The sequence below is a fragment of the Synechococcus elongatus PCC 11801 genome, from assembly GCF_003846445.2.
GTDB lineage: Bacteria > Cyanobacteriota > Cyanobacteriia > Synechococcales > Synechococcaceae > Synechococcus > Synechococcus elongatus_A.
Genome location: NZ_CP030139.2, coordinates 440,575 through 459,336, shown reverse-complemented (window position 1 = coordinate 459,336; position 18,762 = coordinate 440,575). Strand labels below are relative to the sequence as shown.

Sequence of the window (18,762 nt, the reverse complement as noted above, 5' to 3'; positions counted from 1 at the left end):
TTAGGTACAGCGTTGTTCTTGCCGCAGGAACGTATCAGCTTCAGGCTGTGCGTCCGGATCAATTTGTCGTGCAGCTCGAAGTCCCGACTCGATCGCCCCTTCTACCCAGCCAGACTTCATCGTCGTGAAATCACCAGCAAAGTGAATCAAGCCCTCCGGCGTTGTCCACTCGCCAATCATCCAAGCCCCGCCCAGCGGTGGCCCACCGAAGGAACCCCGAATCCAGGGTTGCTCACCCCAAGCGAAATCAGCAAGCGTTACTACCTCATCAAAAAGATCGGGCAAATCTGCCCGGAACTGATCGACGATCGCCTGAGCGCGCTCCGATTTGGGTCGAGCCAGCATGGCATCTTTATTACGACCGTTGAGATAGAAGAACGTATTGCCGTAACCGCCGCCCTCATTACCAGTGATGTCGATCACTCGCTCCCAAGGACGATCGGATCCAGCCATCGGCCAACCATGGACATTTTGGGCTAACCAAACGGGCGATCGCGTCTGAGCAATTACCTTGACAGTCTGCTCCCATTCCATCTCAGCAAACATCCGCCGTTTACCTGCCGACCAGCCCGGCCGAACTGCTACTTCCGGCAAGACTGTAAAGGGGATGGTAGAAATGACTGCATCTCCTTGGAATGTCCGTCCATCTTTGACCGTAACGGTGACTCGGTTCGCCTGTTGCTCGATTGCGACGACGGGGGCTCCGAGGACAAACCGCTCCGAGCCGATCGCTGTGGCCATGGCCTTGGGTAGTCGATCATTACCCCCTTGAATGCGAAATAGGTTTTGATCGCCGAAATGGTAAGCCAGATCGGGAATGACACCCAATGCTGGTGAACTACTGGTGAACGTACCGCCGTGGGCATCAAGCAGCTGAATGAACGCGTCTGAGCCCCCCACTTGGCGGATGAGCTGAGCCAGCGTCAGATTATCAAGTTGCTGAATGGCTTGGGCATCGGGCCAATTGGCATCAAGAACCGTATCCGTGTCTAGTCCATTGAGAATCAGGTAGGTGTTCAAGAGTGAGGCGACACCGACCCGTCGCTCTTGCGGGGTCAAACCCCAGGGCCAGCGACTGAGGTTGGCTGCATCTGCCGTCTTGCCATCGAACAGGTAACGGGGCAAACCGTCGTTGAGTGTGAGCAACGGAAGCTTGAAGTGCCGGATGTAGCTGAGCACGTAGGGCATATTGGCCCGCAAGTGTCCCCCACCCGCTTCGCTAAACTGACCGCCTTTGAGAGGCACTGAGAGGAGGCGCCCACCAATCCGGTCTTGGTATTCGATGACCGTGACTTGATGGCCGCGTCGCAGCAGTGAGAGGGCTGCAGTTAGCCCCGCCATACCAGCGCCCAGCACTAGCACCGATCGCTTTCTGACTGGTGTAGAACGGGTTTGGGCTTGTCCACCTGCTGCCAAGGAGCCCGCCAGACCGGTAGTTGCTGCCGCACCAAGGCTCGACTGCAGAAAACGACGACGGCTAAAGCGCATGATGCTGCCAGTCCTTGCTAAAAAGAAAAATTGAAACTAGGTCAAATAACAGGCTTAGACAATCTGAGTTAATGCTGAAGTCTCAGATGAATAATGCTGTTATCAGGCGCTCTAGGTATAGCACAAGCTCTTGTTAGTTTCTTCGTTTAGAAGCGCTCAGTAACATTCAGCTCAAGAATGAGTTGATGAAAGAATCAGCCAGACAAGTTTAATTGACTCCTGAACTACATTGCCTCTCTTGTTGATTGTTAAGTTAGCGCTACAGTAACAGTAGTTCTCAAGCTCGATCGCAGAATTGTTCTATGCCTGCAACCTCTTCTGTCAGTCCAGTCGCTAGTCCCTTGTTATCTCCCTTTCAAGACAAGCTGCGATCGCCCTTGACGAAGAGCAGCATTCATACACTGCAGATCAATTTAGGAAAGCGCTGTAATTTAGCCTGTAGTCACTGTCACGTTGAAGCAGGACCAAAGCGTACAGAAGAGCTTACGGAAGAAGTTTGCCAGCAACTGATTACTCTCATTCAGCGGTTTCCCCAGATTCAAGTTGTTGACTTGACGGGTGGTGCACCGGAAATGCTGTATGGCTTTCGGCCTTTGGTAGAAGCTGCTCGTCAAGCTGATAAAGCTGTGATTGTGCGATCGAACCTCACGATTTACTTTGAGCCAGGCTTTGAAGACCTACCAGAGTATTGCGCTCAAAAGCAAGTGCGAATCGTAGCCTCACTCCCTTGCTATCTTTCCGACAACGTCGACAAGATGCGAGGCCATGGTGTTTATGACGCCTCGATTCGAGCCTTGCAAAAACTGACCCAGCTCGATTACGGCAGCCATCCTCAGTTGATTTTGGATCTGGTGTATAATCCTCCCCTTCCGACTCAAGAGAGCCAGTTTCGATTAACCCCAAATCAAGAAGGTCTTGAACAAGACTATAAGGCTTTCTTAAAAGAGCAGTTTGGGATTCAATTTAATCATCTCCTGACGATCACCAATTTACCTATTGGTCGTACTGGAGAGTTTCTCAAACGACAAGATCTCTATGAGCCCTATCTACAATTTCTCTCGAATCACTTTAATCCTGATACCGTTGATGGCTTAATGTGTCGTCAGCAGCTTTCGGTTGATTATCAGGGCCAAATTTACGATTGTGATTTCAATCAAATGGCAGAGTTACCTGCATTAACTCCTGAAGGGCAACCGCTCACTATTACTGACTTGCTCGCCAGCGATCGCCTCGATCATATTATTGCGATTCAAACACGAGACTACTGTTATGGATGCACTGCGGGATCAGGATCTAGCTGTGGGGGTGCTCTTCTGTAATCTCATCAGCTCTCTGCATTATTGATGACAGGAGAGGTGCAAATGGCGATATAAGTCCCCTCGGGACTGCGCAAATACGCTACAGTTTGCCCCCAAGGCATGACTTCGGGATAACGCAGCGCTTCACCGCCTATCTGAATTGCTTGATAAAAGACAGATGCAACATCATCTGTATACAATGCAAGCTCTACCGAAGTAGACACCGATGCCTCAGGGAATCCTGGCATGAGCAGTGCTCCCAGAGCAGGCGTACCAAATTGTACTGTGCCTCCCGGAATTTTTAGCTCCCCAAACTGATACTGTCGGCCTGAGATACGACCAGGGAATTGGACATCTGGATCAAGAAAGTTGACCTCAAAGCCAAAAGCCTTTGTATAAAACTGCATGGCTTTTGGGACATCGCTGACATAAATCACTATCGAAGCAAGTCTCATCTACTAACTCTCTCTACTCAATCTTTAGATGATGAAAATTCATTGAATCGTAGGTTGTGAATAATTGAAGTCACTCACTAACCCCAGGCAAAACCCATGCCCTTGGATGATGTTGAAATCCGATTTTTGAGTAATATTCATTTGCCTGTGGCGCTGCAATCAGTACAATCATGCATTCCTTAGCTAACTGTTTTTGAGTTTCCTCAATCAGTTGTTTGCCAATACCACGTTTTTGATAGTCTTGATCAACTGCAAGATCGGCAAGATAAGCGACATAGGTAAAGTCTGTCAGTGCTCTGGAGATACCAACGAGCCGATCGCCATGCCATGCCGAAATAGTGACATCAGCATTTTTTAACATGCCCTCAAAAATATCTAAGCGATCGATGGGACGGCGCTCTCCTAGAGTTGATCTTTGGTAGAGTTCTATGGCCACCTCAATTGCGATTTCTACATTATATTTATAGGTAATCTGCACTTTGCTTACAAGAATCCTAGCGACAACTAGCTTACTAAAATGAGCTGCTAATTTTAATAGCAGTGACTTGAACCTTTAGATTTAAGATGAACTGCTGGATCACAAGGCTATTACCTACCTTGTTTTCTGAATAGGCCATTTAATAGAGACCTGAACCCACGAAAGTTACAAAAGTTTTTAAATTCGAATTTGCTTTGTTTAGAGAGTGTTCACTGCTCAAGTGCGACTGACTATTTAACTATTCCTAGATCCACTGACGAGCCAAAACAAATCCCAAGCTGAGGGAAAGAGCACTCCAAAACTGAAAGTGAATCGCTAAAAATTTTGCACGACTGATAGGTTCTGGCTGTGAATGCCACCGTTGTACATATTGGCAAAGCGATTGCGCAGGCCAGAAGCTGAGCAAGGCGATCGCAGTCCAGACCGGAAAAATACCTGCGATGAGCGGTCCCGCGATCGCGGCTAAGGTCAGTCCACAAGCCCAAGGGAGAAGTTGGGCAGCACGGGCTGTCCCTAATCGGACGATTGGCGACCTCTTACCAGCGGCTAGGTCGTCATCAATTTGATGAAAATGCGAACAGAACAAAACGAGGGTGGTACTCAAGCCAAGGCTGATCGATGCCCAGAGAGCGGTGCTAGAAAAAGTGCCTGACTGACTGAAGTAGACTGCCGAGACTGCCAGAGGCCCAAAGGCAGGAAAGCACAGAAACTCCCCCAGTCCTCGGTAGCCTAATCGGAAAGGGGGACCTTGGTAGAGATAGCCCAACAAACAGCAGACGAGAATGAGCCCCAGAATCAACCAGCCTTGGGTTTGAGCGATCGCCGTAATCAGAGCTAAGCCGGTGACTAAGCAGCCTTGGGCTAGCCAAAACAAGCCCCATCGCTGACCCGTCAGGTTAACGAGCGAGTGATACTTCCGGCGATCGATCCCCGTAGCTGCATCAAAAACGTCGTTGCAGAGGTTTTCCCAAAGCAGGATCAATACAGCAGCAAGGCCAAAACGCAGCGCGGTTGCCCAATTGATTTGGCTAGTTTCCCAGTAGGCGATCGCCGTTCCTAGCACAATCGGCATAATCGCCACGCTGTACATGGGTGGTTTCAGAGCCGCAAGCCAAAGTCGGCTATTTTTTGGCGGAGCAGTCTGCATGGCGATCGCACAAAGTCAGACTCATTCTAGGATTAGCGCTGATCCCTGCCTAGCAATCATGTTGCCTCCTGGCCCTTCGCAACCGGCGCTGATACAAACCCTACGCATCATCACCCAACCTGTCTCCTTTCTGCTGAGCTGCGCCGATCGCTACGGGGACTGGTTCACACTGCGCGTGTTGGGACCGCAATCGCCACCTGTGGTCTTTGTCAGTGATCCCGAGGCGATTCTGGCGATCTTTGGAACGTTGGCCGATCAGCTGGAGCTCGGACGAATTGCCGATGTGTTTCGGCCCTTGGTTGGCAACGAATCCCTGATTATGCAAAACGGCGATCGCCACCGCCAGCAGCGCCAGATTTTGATGCCTGCTCTGCAAGGTGAACGACTATTCGACTACACACCGGCGATGCGAGCAATTACCGAGGCCGCGATCGCCGAGTGGCCGCTGGGGCAGTCCTTAGATCTGCGGCGGCAAATGTCCCACATTTCCCTGGCCGTGATTCTGCAAGTGGTGTTTGGTCTGACGCCCGGACCACGCTACCGCGATCTCTACCACCGCCTCGACCATCTGCTGGAGGCGATTACCGATCCCCTCTATTCCCTGCAATTTTTCTGGCCAGCTCTGCAGCAGGATTGGGGTAACTGGAGCCCCTGGGGGCGCTTCTGTCGGCACCGTGAAGCGATCGATGCCCTCATCACCGCCGAAATTCAGGAGGGTCGCCAGAGTCAGCAGCCCCGTCAGGATGTGCTGGAGCTGCTGCTGGCTGCCCGCGATCGCGAGGGTCAACCGCTCAGTGATCAGGAACTGCGGGATCAGTTGATGACCTTGCTCTTGTTGGGCCACGAAACCACGGCTTCTGCTTTGACCTGGGCGGTCTTTTGGCTGCTGCGTCATCCCGATTGTTTAGCGCGACTCCAAGCAGAACTGGCAGCGATCGGCCCTAATGACCGCGCGATCGCTAAAGCGCCTTATCTGGATGCCGTTTGCCGTGAGGCTCTGCGGCTGCAACCAATCGCGCTGATTGCCCAGCCTCGCCTTGTGGCAACTCCGCTCTCCTTGGGTGGCTATGACTTTGCATCCGGCACGATTTTAGTGCCCTGTGTCATGACTGCCCATCGCCGGGCCGAAACTTATCCCAATCCTGAGCAGTTCCAGCCCGATCGCTTCTTAGAACGCCGTTTTTCCAACGGTGAATTTTTGCCCTTTGGCGGCGGGCAACGCAGCTGCATTGGCATGGCGCTATCGCTGATTGAGATGAAAGTGGTGCTGGCAACGCTGCTCCGCCGCTGTCAACTGGCGGAAGTCAGTCGCCAACCTGTCCGGCCCCTGCGGCGCGGAATTACATTTGTGCCCTCGCACCACTTCCGGATCCAGGTGCAGCAGTGGCACAATCCCTCTGCACAGACTGCGATCGCCTCAGTCTGATCAACTCATCTCGTCACCGAATCCATCATGTTGTCCACCCTTCTCGTCACAACCCTTCTGGCAGCTGTGCCAGAACCCCCCAAAATCGCCTGTGCTCCGCTGGTCAACTATCCGGCGCGGGTCACCACTTACTACAATCGCTCACGGGTGTTCCTGCGATCGACCCCCGATCGCAAGGATTGGCGCAATATCCAAGGCTCAATTCTCAATGGGCGATCGGGCATGGTTCTACAAGAGCAGGAAGTCGACCAAGAGCTTTGGTATCTCGTCGAGTTTTCTCGCGGCGCCAACGATCAATTCCGGGGCTGGATCCGCAGTGACTATCTCGCCGGCCAGCATTGCGGAGTTATTGCGACACCGTGATCCTGCAACCTCCAATTGATGGTGACTTTCCCCCGCGATCGCTGGCAAGCTCGCAAGCGATCGCGGGAAATCTATATAGAAATCAGAGCTGACCGCGCATCGCTAGCTTCATCTCTCGCACAGCTCGCTCGAGTCCGACCAAGACGGCTCGGCTGATGATCGTATGACCAATATTGAGTTCTTCCATACCCGGTAACTGAGCAACGGGATAGACATTCCAGTAAGTCAGCCCATGCCCAGCATTGATACGTAAGCCTGCTGCGATCGCCTGCTCACAGCCTTGACGCAAGGCAGCCAGTTCTTGCGTTTGAGCCGCTTCTCCCTCAGCCTCGGCATAGCGTCCTGTATGCAACTCGATCCACTGTGCTTGGATCGCTGCTGCTGCCGCAATTTGCTCGGGTTCTGCATCAATAAACAAGCTGACAGGAATTCCAGCCGACTGGAGCTGATCGACGATCCCCGTCAGTCGATCGCGTTGCCCCACCACATTCAGGCCGCCTTCTGTGGTCACTTCTTCGCGCCGTTCCGGCACCAAGGTGACGTAGTCGGGGCGAATTTCCAGCGCGATCGCGACCATTTCATCCGTCGCCGCCATCTCTAAGTTGAGGCGGGTGCGCACCGTCTGCCTGAGTAAACGCACATCCCGATCTTGAATGTGTCGCCGGTCCTCTCGGAGATGGGCGGTAATGCCTTCTGCACCCGCTAGCTCAGCCAGTACCGCAGCGGCGATTGGATCCGGTTCAACGGTTCGACGAGCTTGGCGAATCGTGGCAACGTGGTCAATGTTGACGCCTAGGGTTGGCAAGGTAGCAGAGCCTCCAGCACTAAACATGCACATGCGATCGACCTGATCCCCAAGCGATGCTTTGACTGCCCACGCAGTTGGCTGCAGAGCTACCCATCACAGTGATGGCATCGATCCCACAGCTTTGCAAAGAGGGGGTGAACTTGGGGGAGGTCCTTGACTAGTATTGTGCGATCGCCTCAATCCCTTGCATAGAGGCGATCGATAGCAGCAACCGACAGCGACCCCAACAATGGAAGAAGGATTGGCATAGACTCTGGCCAAACTGTCCGATCGCGATCGGTCCTGAGTCACCTCAGTCACTAGCATGGTGAAGGTTTTTGCCCGCCGTCATGCTGCTGTCTCCTGCCTCTGATCTGCTCGAGGATCATCAACCCATGCTGCAGTGTCAGCAGTCTCGCGTCTCTGGCTGGTTGGCCCCGCTGGCCTATCAACTGGTCGGGCGACTTGTTTTGCCCTGTCACTTTGCCGAGATCAACATCGCGGGCACTGAAAATATTCCTCGCAGTGGACCAGTCATCCTTGCCCCTACTCACCGATCGCGCTGGGATGCTCTGATGGTGCCTCATGCCGTGGGGCGGCGAACGTCAGGTCGTGATGTGCGGTTCATGGTTTCAGCCAACGAGATGCGCGGCCTCCAAGGCTGGTTTATCTGGCGACTGGGCGGCTTCCCCGTCGATACCGATCGCCCCGGTATCGCCAGCGTCCGCTACGGCGTCGAGCTGCTACAGCAACAAGAGATGGTGGTTGTCTTCCCAGAAGGCGGCATCTTTCAGGATCGGCAGGTACATCCGCTCAAGCTGGGGCCGGCGCGAATGGCCTTGCAAGCTCAGCACTTGGGTCAGCAGCCCGTTGAGATCGTGCCGATTGGTTTGGTCTACAGCGACCTGCAACCGCGACGGGGCAGCCGTTGCAGCATTCGCATTGGTCAGCCCCTCTCCACCCAAGGCTACCAGCATCTTTCCCCCAAGCAAGGAGCGATCGCGCTCACCCACGAACTAGCCGATCATCTAGGTCGACTGCACCAGCAAGCCCTCCATCACCTAGCCCCTTGTCAGGAACCTTTGATGCCGTTGCCGCCGTCCCAAGAGTTGCTCTAGTTCTGTGGAGCTTCTGTTGTAGACTGCGATGGCAAGTCCGGCGGGGGCGTCCGACGGCTGTCCTACCCCTCCTTGAGTGTGAGAACTCCCAATATGCGTTTAGTCGTTCGTAGTCTCGTCTCACTGGCCGCGATCGCCAGTTTGGCCTCTGGGCTTCCAGCGCGGGCGCAGTCTGGCAGCTCCGTCCCAGCGCCCGAAAGAGTCACCACCCAATCCAACCTCAACTACGATGCAGTGCTACGCATCATGGCTGAGGGGGATGCTGCAGTTGCCGCCCAAAAGTTCCCGGTTGCTCTCGATAAGTATGATTTGGCGCGGAAGTCCTTTGGTGCGTTGGTGCAGTTTCACCAAGGGCTAGCGGGCTCCTTCAGCGGGATTGACGTCAAGATTTCCAATGATCAGCGGCAGCGGGCAGCCCAAGCCGCCCAAGGTCGTGATCAAGCCGCCTACAAGCTCGCCCTGCTCTACCGTCGTCTCAATCAACCCGAGGTTGCCATTCCGCTTCTCGTCCAAGTTGTTCAGTCCCAGAACCCAACCACGGATCTCGGCAAACAAGCCTACGCGCAACTCTATGAGTTGGGCTTCACCTCCCTGCCCTATCCACGCAGTGTTGACGGTACGCAGCCTGCGCCTCAGCAACCGGCTCCCCAGACACCCCCTGCGCAACAACCACCAGCACGCTAGCGATCGCCTTGGGGTCGGTGAGCCGACCCTAGTGTGATTTCAGGGGAGCCTCAAAACGCTAAGCAAAAATAGCGTCCTCGAGTGCTGCGATCGCGCTGTCCAATTGGTCATTGATCACGCAGCGGTCAAACTCCTTGGCCGCGCTGATTTCTGCTTGGGCCCGGTCGAGACGCCGAGCGATCGCGACCTCATCTTCGGTGGCCCGTTCACGAATGCGGCGCTCGAGCTCTTCGATACTGGGCGGTAGCAGCATCACTTGCCGAGCAGTTGGCAGGGTTTGGCGGACTTGGCGGGCACCCTCAAGTTCAATTTCGAGAATGACGGTCCGCCCCTGATTGACCTGCTCAATCACCGGTGATCGCGGGGTGCCATAGAGATTGCCAGCAAATTCTGCCCATTCCAAAAACTCACGCTCGGCAATTTTGGCTTGGAAGTCTGCCCGACTGAGGAAATAGTAGTGCTGACCATCCACTTCGCCAGAACGGGGCGATCGCGTTGTGGCCGAAATTGAGAGAAAGGCCTCGGGATGCTGGGCCAAAATTGCTTTCAACAGGGTGCCCTTCCCCACGCCACTCGGTCCAGTCAAGACCACTACACGACCAATACTCATCAGCACGCTTCCGTTCGCTGGGGTTTATCTTAGTGCTCCGCGAGTCCTATCCCTCAGGAGTGCTGGGCTGATTGCGATCGGAGCGGCTCAAGACCTTCAGTCAGCCTGCAGTCGATTCAAGGCTGTCTGATAGCTGCGTCAGGGCTAGTCGAAAGGTCTTGTGAAGGAAGGTCAAAAATGCTATCCACTCAGCGAAGCTGTCCTGTTAGACAGCGTCTTGTAACGACTCCCTTGATAGAATCGCCCCACGCGATCGCCGGAGTGATGGATGGGTAGCGCTTCTTCTTCTCGCCGCATCTACATTGGCACGGAAGCCAATCAGTATTTGGCAGAGCAGACCCTGATCTATTCGATCCGCAAACACCTTTCGGATCCCAGTATTGAGATCATTCCACTCACCCAAACCCAGCGCCGAGTTGGGGGCACACGTTTTGGCTTCGTCCGCTTCACGCTGCCACAAGCCATGGGCTATCAGGGTAAGGCACTCTACCTCGATGCCGATCAGCTAGCGCTGACGGATCTGGCTCCTCTGTTCGATCTCTTGCCTGAGGATAAGGCGATCGCCTGTGTCTATGAAGCCGAAGGTCTCTACAATGGCAAGCCCCACGTCCATACTTGGCACACCAGCGTGATGCTACTGGACTGTGCGCAACTACCGTGGCAACCTGACGAGCTCTTTGCCTTGGTGGTCCCCAACAAACAGGAACCCTTGCCCGGACAAATTCGCTATCGCAACTTTATGGAGCTGCAGTGGTTTGAACAAGATCGCATCGCCAAGCTACCACCCAGTTGGAATCACTTCAACATCGTGACGCCAGAGACGAACATTGTTCACTTCTCCCATGTCCGCAGCCAGCCTTGGAAAAATCCTCGGCATGAGCTGACAGATTTTTGGCTGGGTTACTTGAGAGAAGCGATCGAAGCTGGTTATCTACGGCGGCGGGATGTAGTCTCAGCAGTGGCATGGGGACACGTTCACCCCTGGACACTCAAAGCGATCGCTTAGGGGTGAGTCTTCGCCTTGTGCGGGATTAGAATCCCAGCCAGCCCCAGTTGAGGATCAAGACGGTTGCCAAGACAAGGGTGACGCCTAACATGGCAAAGCGCCCATTCCAAATCTCGGCTTGAGGCGTAAAGCCGCGCTTCCAAGCATTCAGCTCCTCTTTGGGAACCAGCGGCGTGACGTCAGTCTCCGAGACATCAGTGAGGTTGAGTTCGCGGCTATCAATGGGGGCCATAGGGGGGATCCGAGGACTGCACTCCAACCTGGATTCAGGATCAGGCCTGATCCCTGCCAGATGATTAACTGCTTTACATATTGACATCATTGCAACGATTGTGGGGCAAGTCCCTAGCTGCAGCGCATCATCGTCTAGCAGCGATCGCGTTTTGCTAGATCTCGAGGACAGCTCTCGCATCATGAGTAGTCTCTGTTGAGCCGCCTGCTTCAGCTAGTGGGACGCCCCGAGCGAATCAGCAGCGGCTTCGAGCCAGCTTGTAACAGAGGTTGCGACATTCTTCTCATAAACAGCGGCTGGCGATCGCAGATCCTGATCTGCCAGATTTTTGCCTGAGTCAGTTTGCCCAGCCACCCAATCACATCCAAGATTGATTCGGTTAGAGCGCGTCGAACCCCAAGGTGTTGACCTCCCGCTGAAGCAAGCAGCGTTGGCCTGAAGTCAGGACAAAAAATCAAACAAAAAAGCGGTCTCCCCGCGCGAGGAGGCCGCTAATTCAGGAGGGGTCTTCAATACGCGACTGGTTGAACCGCAGACTACGCCGCGTCATCCAGCGCAGCTACACCGGGCAGGACTTTGCCTTCCAGCAATTCCAAGCTGGCACCGCCACCAGTGGAAATGTGGCTCATTTCTGAGGCGACACCCACTTTCTCAACGGCTGCCACTGAGTCACCACCGCCAATGATCGTAGTTGCGCCCTTGCGGGTCAGTCCTGCCAAGCTGCGAGCGATCGCCTCGGTGCCGACTGCAAATTTGTCGAATTCGAACACACCCATCGGGCCGTTCCAGATCACCGAACGGCAGTCAGCCAAGGCTTCTTCGAATTGTTTGACCGACTCGGGACCAATGTCCAAGCCCATCCAGCCATCGGGAATCGAATCAACGGCCACGGTTTTGGCGTTGGCATCCGGTGCAAATTTATCGGCCACCACGACATCGACGGGGAGCAACAGTTGAACGCCTTTCTCTTGGGCCTTCGCGATCAGCGATCGCGCCAGATCGAGTTTGTCTTCTTCAACCAGCGAGCCACCGACCGACAAACCTTGGGCTTTGTAGAAGGTGAAGATCATGCCGCCGCCAATCAGCAGCTTGTCGCACTTATCCAGCAGTGTTTCAATCACGCCAATTTTGCTGGAGACCTTCGAGCCACCCACGATCGCAGCCAAGGGGCGTTGGGGGTTATCGATTGCTGCTTGCAGGTACTGCAGCTCTTTTTCCAGCAGGTAACCGGCCACGCAAGGCGACAGATATTCCGTCACGCCAGCGGTGGAAGCGTGGGCCCGGTGAGCAGCACCGAAGGCATCGTTGACGTAGAGATCCGCCAAGCTTGCCAGTGCTTTCGCAAATTCAGCGTCGTTGGCTTCTTCTTCAGCGTGGAAACGCACGTTTTCCAGCAACACGACTTGACCATTGTTGGTCGCTGCTACCTGGGCTTCAGCGCCGGCACCAATCGCATCCGTCGTTTTGACCACGGGGCGACCCAGCAATTCCGAAAGGCGCTCAGCCACCGGGGTCAAGCGCATGCTCTCGACGGGCTTGCCTTTGGGACGACCAAAGTGGCTGGCCAGAATGACTTTGGCGCCATTTTCCGACAGGTAGCGAATCGTCGGCAGCGCTGCGCGGATGCGGGTGTCATCCGTAATTTTCCCGTTGCCGTCCAAAGGGACATTGAAGTCGACACGCACGAGGACGCGCTTGCCCTCTAAGTCAGCGGCGGTCAGGCTTGCTAAAGTTCTTTTGGACACGGTTGGATAGTCTCCTTAGGACAGGCTCAGCTCAGCGGGGCAAGATCTTCCAGTCCCACGCGATCGCTGGGGGGAGGGAAGTCCAGATTGCGAGACAATACTCACGAGGCGGCGATCGCAGCCCACAACCCTATGGCCGGGGGCCTGCCGATCACGAAAAATCAGGGCAGTCCCGCTGAATTCGGAGCATCGACGGTAATCATTATTACTGAATAGAGGGGCCTGATCTGGGTTCAGGGAGCCATCATGTTTGAGACCATACTGTTTCCCGTCGATCGCAGCCGTGAAGCTTGGGAGCCATCCCAGTTAGTGCTGGAGTTAGTGCAGCAATACAACAGTCGCCTGGTATTGCTGTCAGTGGTGGCCGATGATGCCGAGTCAGCGGCAGCTGGGGCAGAGCTCCTCGACAAAGGGCGATCGCTGTTTGAATCTCAGGGCATCATCCCCGAGATCGTCGAGCGCCAAGGCAATCCCCCTTTTGCCATCTGTGATGTGGCCGATGAAGTCGGCGCTAGTCTGATTGTGATGGGCTGTCGAGGCATTGGCCTCACGCCGGAAGGGGCAGCCGAAAGTGTCACCAACCGAGTCATCAATTTGGCTCCCTGTCCCGTGCTAGTTGTGCCATGAGTGCTCCGCAAATCCAGTGGTATCCCGGCCATATTGCCAAGGCTGAACGTCAGCTGCAGGAGCAATTAAAACGGGTCGATGTGGTCTTGGAAGTACGGGATGCCCGGATTCCTCTGGCGACCGATCACCCGCGCCTAAAAAGCTGGCTGGGGAGTCGCGAGCGGCTATTAATCCTCAACCGCTTGGACATGATCCCTGCTGCCGCACGGCAGGCCTGGATTGACTGGTTTCGGGGGCAGGGCGATCGCGTCTTGTTAACCGATGCCCAAGCTGGAACCGGAGTGGCGCAGCTCTCGCAAGCAGCACAGGCAGCAGGAGCAGCCATGAATGCTCGCCGCAAGCAGCGGGGGATGCTGCCCCGAGCTGTTCGGGCTGTCGTGATTGGCTTTCCCAATGTCGGCAAGTCGGCCCTGATCAATCGCTTGGTCAAAAAAAAGGTGGTTGAAAGTGCCCGTCGCGCAGGGGTGACGCGATCGCTGCGCTGGGTACGGGTCAGTGAGCATTTGGATTTACTGGATGCCCCTGGCGTTTTACCAAGTCGGCTCGATGATCAGACTGCGGCGCTCAAGCTGGCGCTTTGCGATGACATCGGCGAAGCAGCCTACGACAATCAACGGGTGGCAGCGGCCCTAGTCGATTGCCTGCAAGCCTTGGAAGCGCAGCCCCTCAGTGGCGTGACCCCAACCCTCTTCTTCGATCGCTATGGGCTATCGGTGGAAGATAGCGGAGAGGCTTACCTAGCGGCATTAGCGGACCATCGCTGTCAGGGCGATCGCGAACGAACTGCGCTGATGCTACTCAATGATTTTCGTCGCGGCAGCCTTGGCCCGATCGCCCTTGAACTTCCTCCAACGGCCTGATCTCCTATGAGTGAGAGCGATCGCCGCATTTCCCTGACGACCGACAGCCTACTGCTGATCGTGGGGCTAGCGCTTGCACTGCTCATGCTCTGGCAGTTGCGGGGGCTGATTTTAATCTTGATGAGTGCGATCGTGCTGGCAGCGTCGATTGCGCCGATCGTCAATCAGCTCGAGGCGTGGCGCTTCCCACGCTGGCTGGGGGTACTGGTGGCCTATGGCGGCTTGCTAGCTATTTTGACGGGGGCAAGCTTGCTGGTGGGCCCCCTCGTAATCAGCCAAATTGAAACCCTGTTGCGGCAACTGCCCAACCTAGTCGAGCGGGTGGAACTGCTCTCGATTGACATTGCTGAACAGCTCGACCTGCAGGACTCCCCCCTCTTGCCCCAATTGGTCAATCCCCAAGAGGTCGCAGGCTGGGTGATCAATACCTCCCAACAATTACTCCGCCAGTCCTATGGGATTACGCGCGGCATCGTGGGTGGTTTCTTCAGTGTTGTTCTCGGTCTGCTGCTGTCCAGTTACTTAGTCGCTGACAGCAAAACACTCGGGCGAGGCTTCGTACGGCTCTTTGCCGCCCCTTGGGACGATCGACTAGCTGCGCTACTCGGTCCGGTGGGCCAGCGCATGGGCGCCTATATTCGCGGACGAGTGTTGGTTTCGCTGCTCTTGGGCATCGCGATCGCGCTAGGGTTACGGGCTCTCGGCTTGGGCGATTACGCCATTGGCCTCGGGGCGATCGCCGGTTTTACCAACCTGATTCCCTTCCTCGGACCCTTCTTGGGAGCCATTCCGGCTCTGTTCGTTGCCCTAGCGCAGGGAGATAGCGCTTGGTTATTTCTCTGGGTTTTGCTGTTGTTCGTCATTATTCAAAATCTGGAAAGCTATGTGCTCGATCCACTGCTAGTGGGTGCAGCCGTGGGGATCCACCCGCTGTATCAGCTCTTGGCAGTGTTGGGGGGTGTGCAACTCCTCGGGATCGTTGGGGCTGTCATTGCTCCCCCTTGGATTGCCGGTGCTGCGCTTTTACTCGAGCGGCTCTACCTCCAACCGAAGGACTTGGCCAAACAAGGGCTACCACCCGAGGCGAACCAGCCATGAGCGATCGCCTGCACCTAGAAATTACGGAAGTCCCGGCTGAAAGGCTCGATCGCTGGCTAGCGCAGCAATGGCCGCAGCTATCGCGGGCACGGCTCCAGAAGTTGATTGCCGCCGGTCAATTGCGGGTCAATGGTCAGATTTGCGATGAGCGTCGCTGGCAACCGCGTTTGGGCGATCGCCTCGAACTGGAAATGCCGCCGACAGAAGCGATCGCCCTTGCGCCCGAGGCCATTCCCCTCGACATCCTTTACGAAGACGCTGACTTGTTGATCGTCAATAAGGCAGCTGGCATGGTGGTGCATCCTGCGGCTGGGCACGACAGCGGCACACTGGTCCATGCGCTACTGGCGCACTGCGGTGACTCCCTGACTGGAATTGGTGGCGAGCAGCGCCCTGGCATTGTCCATCGCCTCGACAAGGACACAACTGGGGCGATGGTGGTGGCGAAGACCGAAGCAGCGCTGGTATCCCTACAGGATCAAATTCGAGCGAAAACTGCACAGCGGGAGTATCTCGGCGTTGTCTTTGGTTCGCCCCGACAAGACAGTGGTCAGGTTGAAGCTCCGATTGGCCGGCATCTGCGCGATCGCAAACGGATGGCTATCGTCCCGATCGAGCGTGGCGGGCGCTGGGCACTCACCCACTGGCAGGTCAAGGAACGCCTGGGTAACTACACCTTGATCCACTACCGCCTTGCCACCGGTCGCACACATCAAATCCGGGTTCATAGTCACCACATTGGTCATCCGCTGGTGGGCGATCTGCTCTACGGCAATGGGCGATCGCTGGGGGTTAATCTCCAAGGACAGGCCCTGCATGCCTGGCGGCTGAGCCTCCAGCATCCCCGTACGGGCGAGGCGATCGCGGTCGAAGCACCCCTCCCTGCTGAATTTCAACGTTTGCTACGCGTTTTGCGCGACCGGAGTCCCCACCCATGAGAACCCCAACACTGCTAGCCGGTCGCTATCAGTTGCAATCTGCGTTGTCTTCGGGAGGGTTTGCCGAAACGTGGTTGGCGATCGATACCATGACGCCCTCCCGGCGATCGGTAGTGGTCAAACAGCTAAAAGCCCCAGCCGATGACAGCGTTTTGCCCGTCGTGCTCGCCGCTTTTGAGCGTGAAGCCGCAGTGCTCGAACAGCTTGGCCAGCACTGCGATCGCGTGCCGGTCCTCTATGCCTATTTTGAAGAGGCGGGGCAACTCTACCTCGTTCAGGAGTACATCGCCGGTCAGACCTTGCGGCAGGTTGGACGGCGGTCCCCCGCACAAGCGCGATCGCTTCTAGAACAGCTCTTGGCTATCTTGGCTCCCATCCACCAGGCAGGCGTTATCCATCGGGATATCAAGCCCGACAACATCATCCTGCGCGAGTCCGACGGTCAGCCCGTCCTGATTGACTTTGGTGCGGTACGCCAAGCGATTGAAACTGCCAGCGCAACCCAGCTGCGTACCGCCTCGAAGGTCATTGGCACCCCGGGCTATATGGCACCCGAGCAAGCGATGGGGCGCGTCACCTTTGCAACCGACCTCTACGGCTTGGCCATGACACTTGGCTTTGCGTTGACAGGGCAGGATCCACTCGATTGGCCAACCGATCCTCGCACTGGCTTGATTCTCTGGGAAACACTCCTGCCCGATCTCGATCCCAGCCTGCGAGGGATTCTGGAACAGGCCAGCCAGCCTCAGTTGGCCCAGCGCTATGGATCAGTCGCTGAGGTCCAAGCGGCACTGTACACAGACACAGCGATCGCCACTCAAGTAGTCGCCCCTCGAGATCAGCCAAGAAAGCAGGAACGACGGGCGAAGCCCCCACGCCGCAAGTCTGAACCGCGATCACTGCAACCTGTGCCGCCACCCCTACCCCGCAGCAATCGCCCCCAACCGCGACGAGGTCTGTGGTTCGGGATTGGGATCTTTCTGGTCTTGAGCCTGACGGGAGCAGGCTTGGCAACCGGTCTCTGGTTTTGGCAAGAACAAGAACGCGCTAAGCAACAGGCACTGCAGCAGCAATTCGAGGAATTGCAAGCCAATCTTCAAGAAGCGCGTCGTCGTGCCGAAGCGGCAAGGGCTGAAGCAGAGCGAGCCAAGGCCGAGGCTGAAGCCGCCAAGAATAATCCCATTGGCGCCTTGGCTGAGCAATGGTTTGGAGGCAGCGACGAGCCGGAAGCTCCGACTACGCTGACCGCTGACAATGCGATCGCCACGGTTCAATCGCTCTATGGTGCGATCGCAGCTCGTAATTGGTCTACTGCGCAAACGTATTTTGCTGGCGATCTGGCTGCCCAATTCGATCCGCAGTTCTTTGCACAATTCCGCGAGGTGACGGTTGAAAATTTCAGCATCACTCGTCAATCTCTTGATCGCATTGAACTTGTAGGCGAGAACCGCTACATCTGGCCGGATGGCAGCCAGCAGCGAGAACAGCGAGCGTTCACGATCGTCCCAGAGGGAGAGACCTTGAAAGTCGTCGAGTCTCAGTTTCTGAGCGTAATAGAACCACGACGCTAACTGGATCTAAATCAGGCGATCGCCAGTCATTCACCAGCGATCGCCCAGGGCTCGCTACTGAAGCCGTTGTTTGATGAACGTCACCAGTTGTCCCATCTGCCGCTTCAGCGACGCCAATTCTTCCTCAACAGTCTTGAGGCGCTGCTTCAACTCAGCCACCTCAGCGCTGCTTCCGGCTGCCACAGGTGCAGGCGCAGGTTTAGAGGCTCGCTGGCGTGCTTTAGCCATCGCCGAGCGAATCGCCTCAACTAAGTCGTGGCGTTCAAAGGGCTTGCCCACAAACTCGAAATATTCGAAGGGCTCGGTAACGTGTTCCGTTACCTCTTCCTTGCGGCCTGACATCACCACCAGCGGGATATCCCAGAGTGTGGCATCTTGCTGAAGCTGCTGCAGGACTTCCCAGCCATTCATCCGTGGCATCAAAAAGTCCATCAACACTAGATTGGGATGAACTTGGCGAATCAGTTGCAATCCTTCGGCCCCATCCTGAGCTTCGAGGACTTCAAAGTTTCCCTGAGGCAACATGTCACGGATCCGGGCCCGAATCACTCGGCTGTCGTCAATGATCAGGATCTTCTCTAGGCTCACCAGTTCTCTCCTCTGTGCCGTTTGGCAGGATTCCAGCCCTGTCTATGACTTTGATTGTGGAATGTCGGGATGGTATCGGCAAGCAGTTGACAGCCGTAAGGTCGGAGCAGAGAGATAACGGTGTAACTCAGTGGACAGAGGAGTCAACGGAGCAATCGCCTCCTTACAAGAGAGGCAACGAGTCAGCGATCGCAGTTCGCAGCAGTTAAAACAGGCTGATTCAACAGAAAATGGCTCAAGCCG

The 18,762-nt window shown here is 55.6% G+C and carries 20 protein-coding genes; 11 read left to right on the top strand and 9 right to left on the bottom strand.

Annotation, left to right across the window (positions count from 1 at the left end):
• Positions 1–1,488 carry a flavin monoamine oxidase family protein gene (locus DOP62_RS02185; RefSeq protein WP_208672931.1) on the bottom strand — a complete coding sequence of 496 codons (1,488 nt, stop codon included), beginning with the start codon at positions 1,486–1,488 and terminating at the stop codon, positions 1–3.
• 302 nt (positions 1,489–1,790) lie between these two features.
• Here DOP62_RS02185 and arsS point away from each other — a divergent pair, with 302 nt between their 5' ends.
• A complete protein-coding gene (gene arsS, locus DOP62_RS02180; RefSeq protein WP_208672933.1) occupies positions 1,791–2,807 on the top strand; it encodes an arsenosugar biosynthesis radical SAM (seleno)protein ArsS in 1,017 nt (338 codons plus the stop codon).
• Positions 2,808–2,812: 5 nt separating this feature from the next.
• On the opposite strand, the gene DOP62_RS02175 is transcribed toward arsS, so the two are convergent.
• The 3 genes from DOP62_RS02175 to menA form a co-directional block, all read right to left on the bottom strand.
• Entirely contained in the window at positions 2,813–3,241 is a 429-nt protein-coding gene (locus tag DOP62_RS02175) for a VOC family protein (RefSeq protein ID WP_208672935.1), read from the bottom strand.
• Between the two features lie 70 nt (positions 3,242–3,311).
• Positions 3,312–3,719 carry a GNAT family N-acetyltransferase gene (locus DOP62_RS02170; RefSeq protein WP_208672937.1) on the bottom strand — a complete coding sequence of 136 codons (408 nt, stop codon included), beginning with the start codon at positions 3,717–3,719 and terminating at the stop codon, positions 3,312–3,314.
• 244 nt (positions 3,720–3,963) lie between these two features.
• Entirely contained in the window at positions 3,964–4,866 is a 903-nt protein-coding gene (gene menA, locus DOP62_RS02165) for a 2-carboxy-1,4-naphthoquinone phytyltransferase (protein WP_208672939.1), read from the bottom strand.
• A gap of 58 nt (positions 4,867–4,924) precedes the next feature.
• On the opposite strand from menA, the gene DOP62_RS02160 reads away from it, so the two are divergent.
• The gene (locus tag DOP62_RS02160; protein WP_208672941.1) at positions 4,925–6,292 is read left to right on the top strand and encodes a cytochrome P450; all 1,368 of its coding nucleotides are present in this window, start codon (positions 4,925–4,927) and stop codon (positions 6,290–6,292) included.
• 27 nt (positions 6,293–6,319) lie between these two features.
• On the top strand, positions 6,320–6,655 hold the full coding sequence (locus tag DOP62_RS02155; protein WP_208672943.1) for an SH3 domain-containing protein: 336 nt from the start codon (positions 6,320–6,322) through the stop codon (positions 6,653–6,655).
• A gap of 82 nt (positions 6,656–6,737) precedes the next feature.
• Here DOP62_RS02155 and DOP62_RS02150 read toward each other — a convergent pair whose 3' ends face one another.
• Positions 6,738–7,460 carry a pyridoxine 5'-phosphate synthase gene (locus tag DOP62_RS02150; protein ID WP_208676994.1) on the bottom strand — a complete coding sequence of 241 codons (723 nt, stop codon included), beginning with the start codon at positions 7,458–7,460 and terminating at the stop codon, positions 6,738–6,740.
• Positions 7,461–7,792: 332 nt separating this feature from the next.
• Here DOP62_RS02150 and DOP62_RS02145 point away from each other — a divergent pair, with 332 nt between their 5' ends.
• Together DOP62_RS02145 and DOP62_RS02140 are read left to right on the top strand one after the other, a co-directional pair.
• Positions 7,793–8,560: a lysophospholipid acyltransferase family protein gene (locus DOP62_RS02145; RefSeq protein WP_222610234.1), complete on the top strand. Its 768-nt coding sequence runs from the start codon at positions 7,793–7,795 to the stop codon at positions 8,558–8,560.
• A 93-nt stretch (positions 8,561–8,653) separates the two neighbouring features.
• Positions 8,654–9,244: a hypothetical protein gene (locus DOP62_RS02140; RefSeq protein WP_208672945.1), complete on the top strand. Its 591-nt coding sequence runs from the start codon at positions 8,654–8,656 to the stop codon at positions 9,242–9,244.
• Between the two features lie 58 nt (positions 9,245–9,302).
• On the opposite strand, the gene gmk is transcribed toward DOP62_RS02140, so the two are convergent.
• Complete coding sequence (gene gmk, locus DOP62_RS02135; protein WP_208672947.1) at positions 9,303–9,854, bottom strand: guanylate kinase; 552 nt, start codon at positions 9,852–9,854, stop codon at positions 9,303–9,305.
• Positions 9,855–10,122: 268 nt separating this feature from the next.
• Between gmk and DOP62_RS02130 the strand changes: the two genes are divergently transcribed.
• Entirely contained in the window at positions 10,123–10,860 is a 738-nt protein-coding gene (locus tag DOP62_RS02130; protein ID WP_208672949.1) for a glycosyltransferase, read from the top strand.
• 25 nt (positions 10,861–10,885) lie between these two features.
• Here DOP62_RS02130 and DOP62_RS02125 read toward each other — a convergent pair whose 3' ends face one another.
• Both DOP62_RS02125 and DOP62_RS02120 read right to left on the bottom strand, forming a co-directional pair.
• The gene (locus DOP62_RS02125; protein WP_228383014.1) at positions 10,886–11,092 is read right to left on the bottom strand and encodes a high light inducible protein; all 207 of its coding nucleotides are present in this window, start codon (positions 11,090–11,092) and stop codon (positions 10,886–10,888) included.
• A gap of 536 nt (positions 11,093–11,628) precedes the next feature.
• Positions 11,629–12,837, bottom strand: coding sequence for a phosphoglycerate kinase (locus DOP62_RS02120; protein ID WP_208672951.1), 1,209 nt, complete (start codon positions 12,835–12,837; stop codon positions 11,629–11,631).
• Positions 12,838–13,083: 246 nt separating this feature from the next.
• Between DOP62_RS02120 and DOP62_RS02115 the strand changes: the two genes are divergently transcribed.
• The 5 genes from DOP62_RS02115 to DOP62_RS02095 are packed head-to-tail and all read left to right on the top strand — an operon-like array spanning position 13,084 to position 17,931.
• On the top strand, positions 13,084–13,464 hold the full coding sequence (locus DOP62_RS02115) for a universal stress protein (RefSeq protein ID WP_208672953.1): 381 nt from the start codon (positions 13,084–13,086) through the stop codon (positions 13,462–13,464).
• On the top strand, positions 13,461–14,324 hold the full coding sequence (ylqF, locus tag DOP62_RS02110) for a ribosome biogenesis GTPase YlqF (RefSeq protein ID WP_208672955.1): 864 nt from the start codon (positions 13,461–13,463) through the stop codon (positions 14,322–14,324). The genes DOP62_RS02115 and ylqF overlap by 4 nt, the downstream gene beginning before the upstream one ends.
• 6 nt (positions 14,325–14,330) lie before the next feature.
• Positions 14,331–15,422 carry an AI-2E family transporter gene (locus DOP62_RS02105; RefSeq protein WP_208672958.1) on the top strand — a complete coding sequence of 364 codons (1,092 nt, stop codon included), beginning with the start codon at positions 14,331–14,333 and terminating at the stop codon, positions 15,420–15,422.
• A complete protein-coding gene (locus DOP62_RS02100; RefSeq protein WP_208672959.1) occupies positions 15,419–16,360 on the top strand; it encodes an RluA family pseudouridine synthase in 942 nt (313 codons plus the stop codon). Before DOP62_RS02105 ends, DOP62_RS02100 begins: the two co-directional genes overlap by 4 nt.
• Positions 16,357–17,931 (top strand): serine/threonine-protein kinase, encoded by a 1,575-nt coding sequence (locus DOP62_RS02095; RefSeq protein WP_208672961.1) that lies wholly within the window; start codon positions 16,357–16,359, stop codon positions 17,929–17,931. Before DOP62_RS02100 ends, DOP62_RS02095 begins: the two co-directional genes overlap by 4 nt.
• A gap of 54 nt (positions 17,932–17,985) precedes the next feature.
• On the opposite strand, the gene DOP62_RS02090 is transcribed toward DOP62_RS02095, so the two are convergent.
• The gene (locus tag DOP62_RS02090; protein ID WP_208672964.1) at positions 17,986–18,519 is read right to left on the bottom strand and encodes a response regulator; all 534 of its coding nucleotides are present in this window, start codon (positions 18,517–18,519) and stop codon (positions 17,986–17,988) included.
• Between the last annotated feature and the right edge of the window lie 243 nt (positions 18,520–18,762).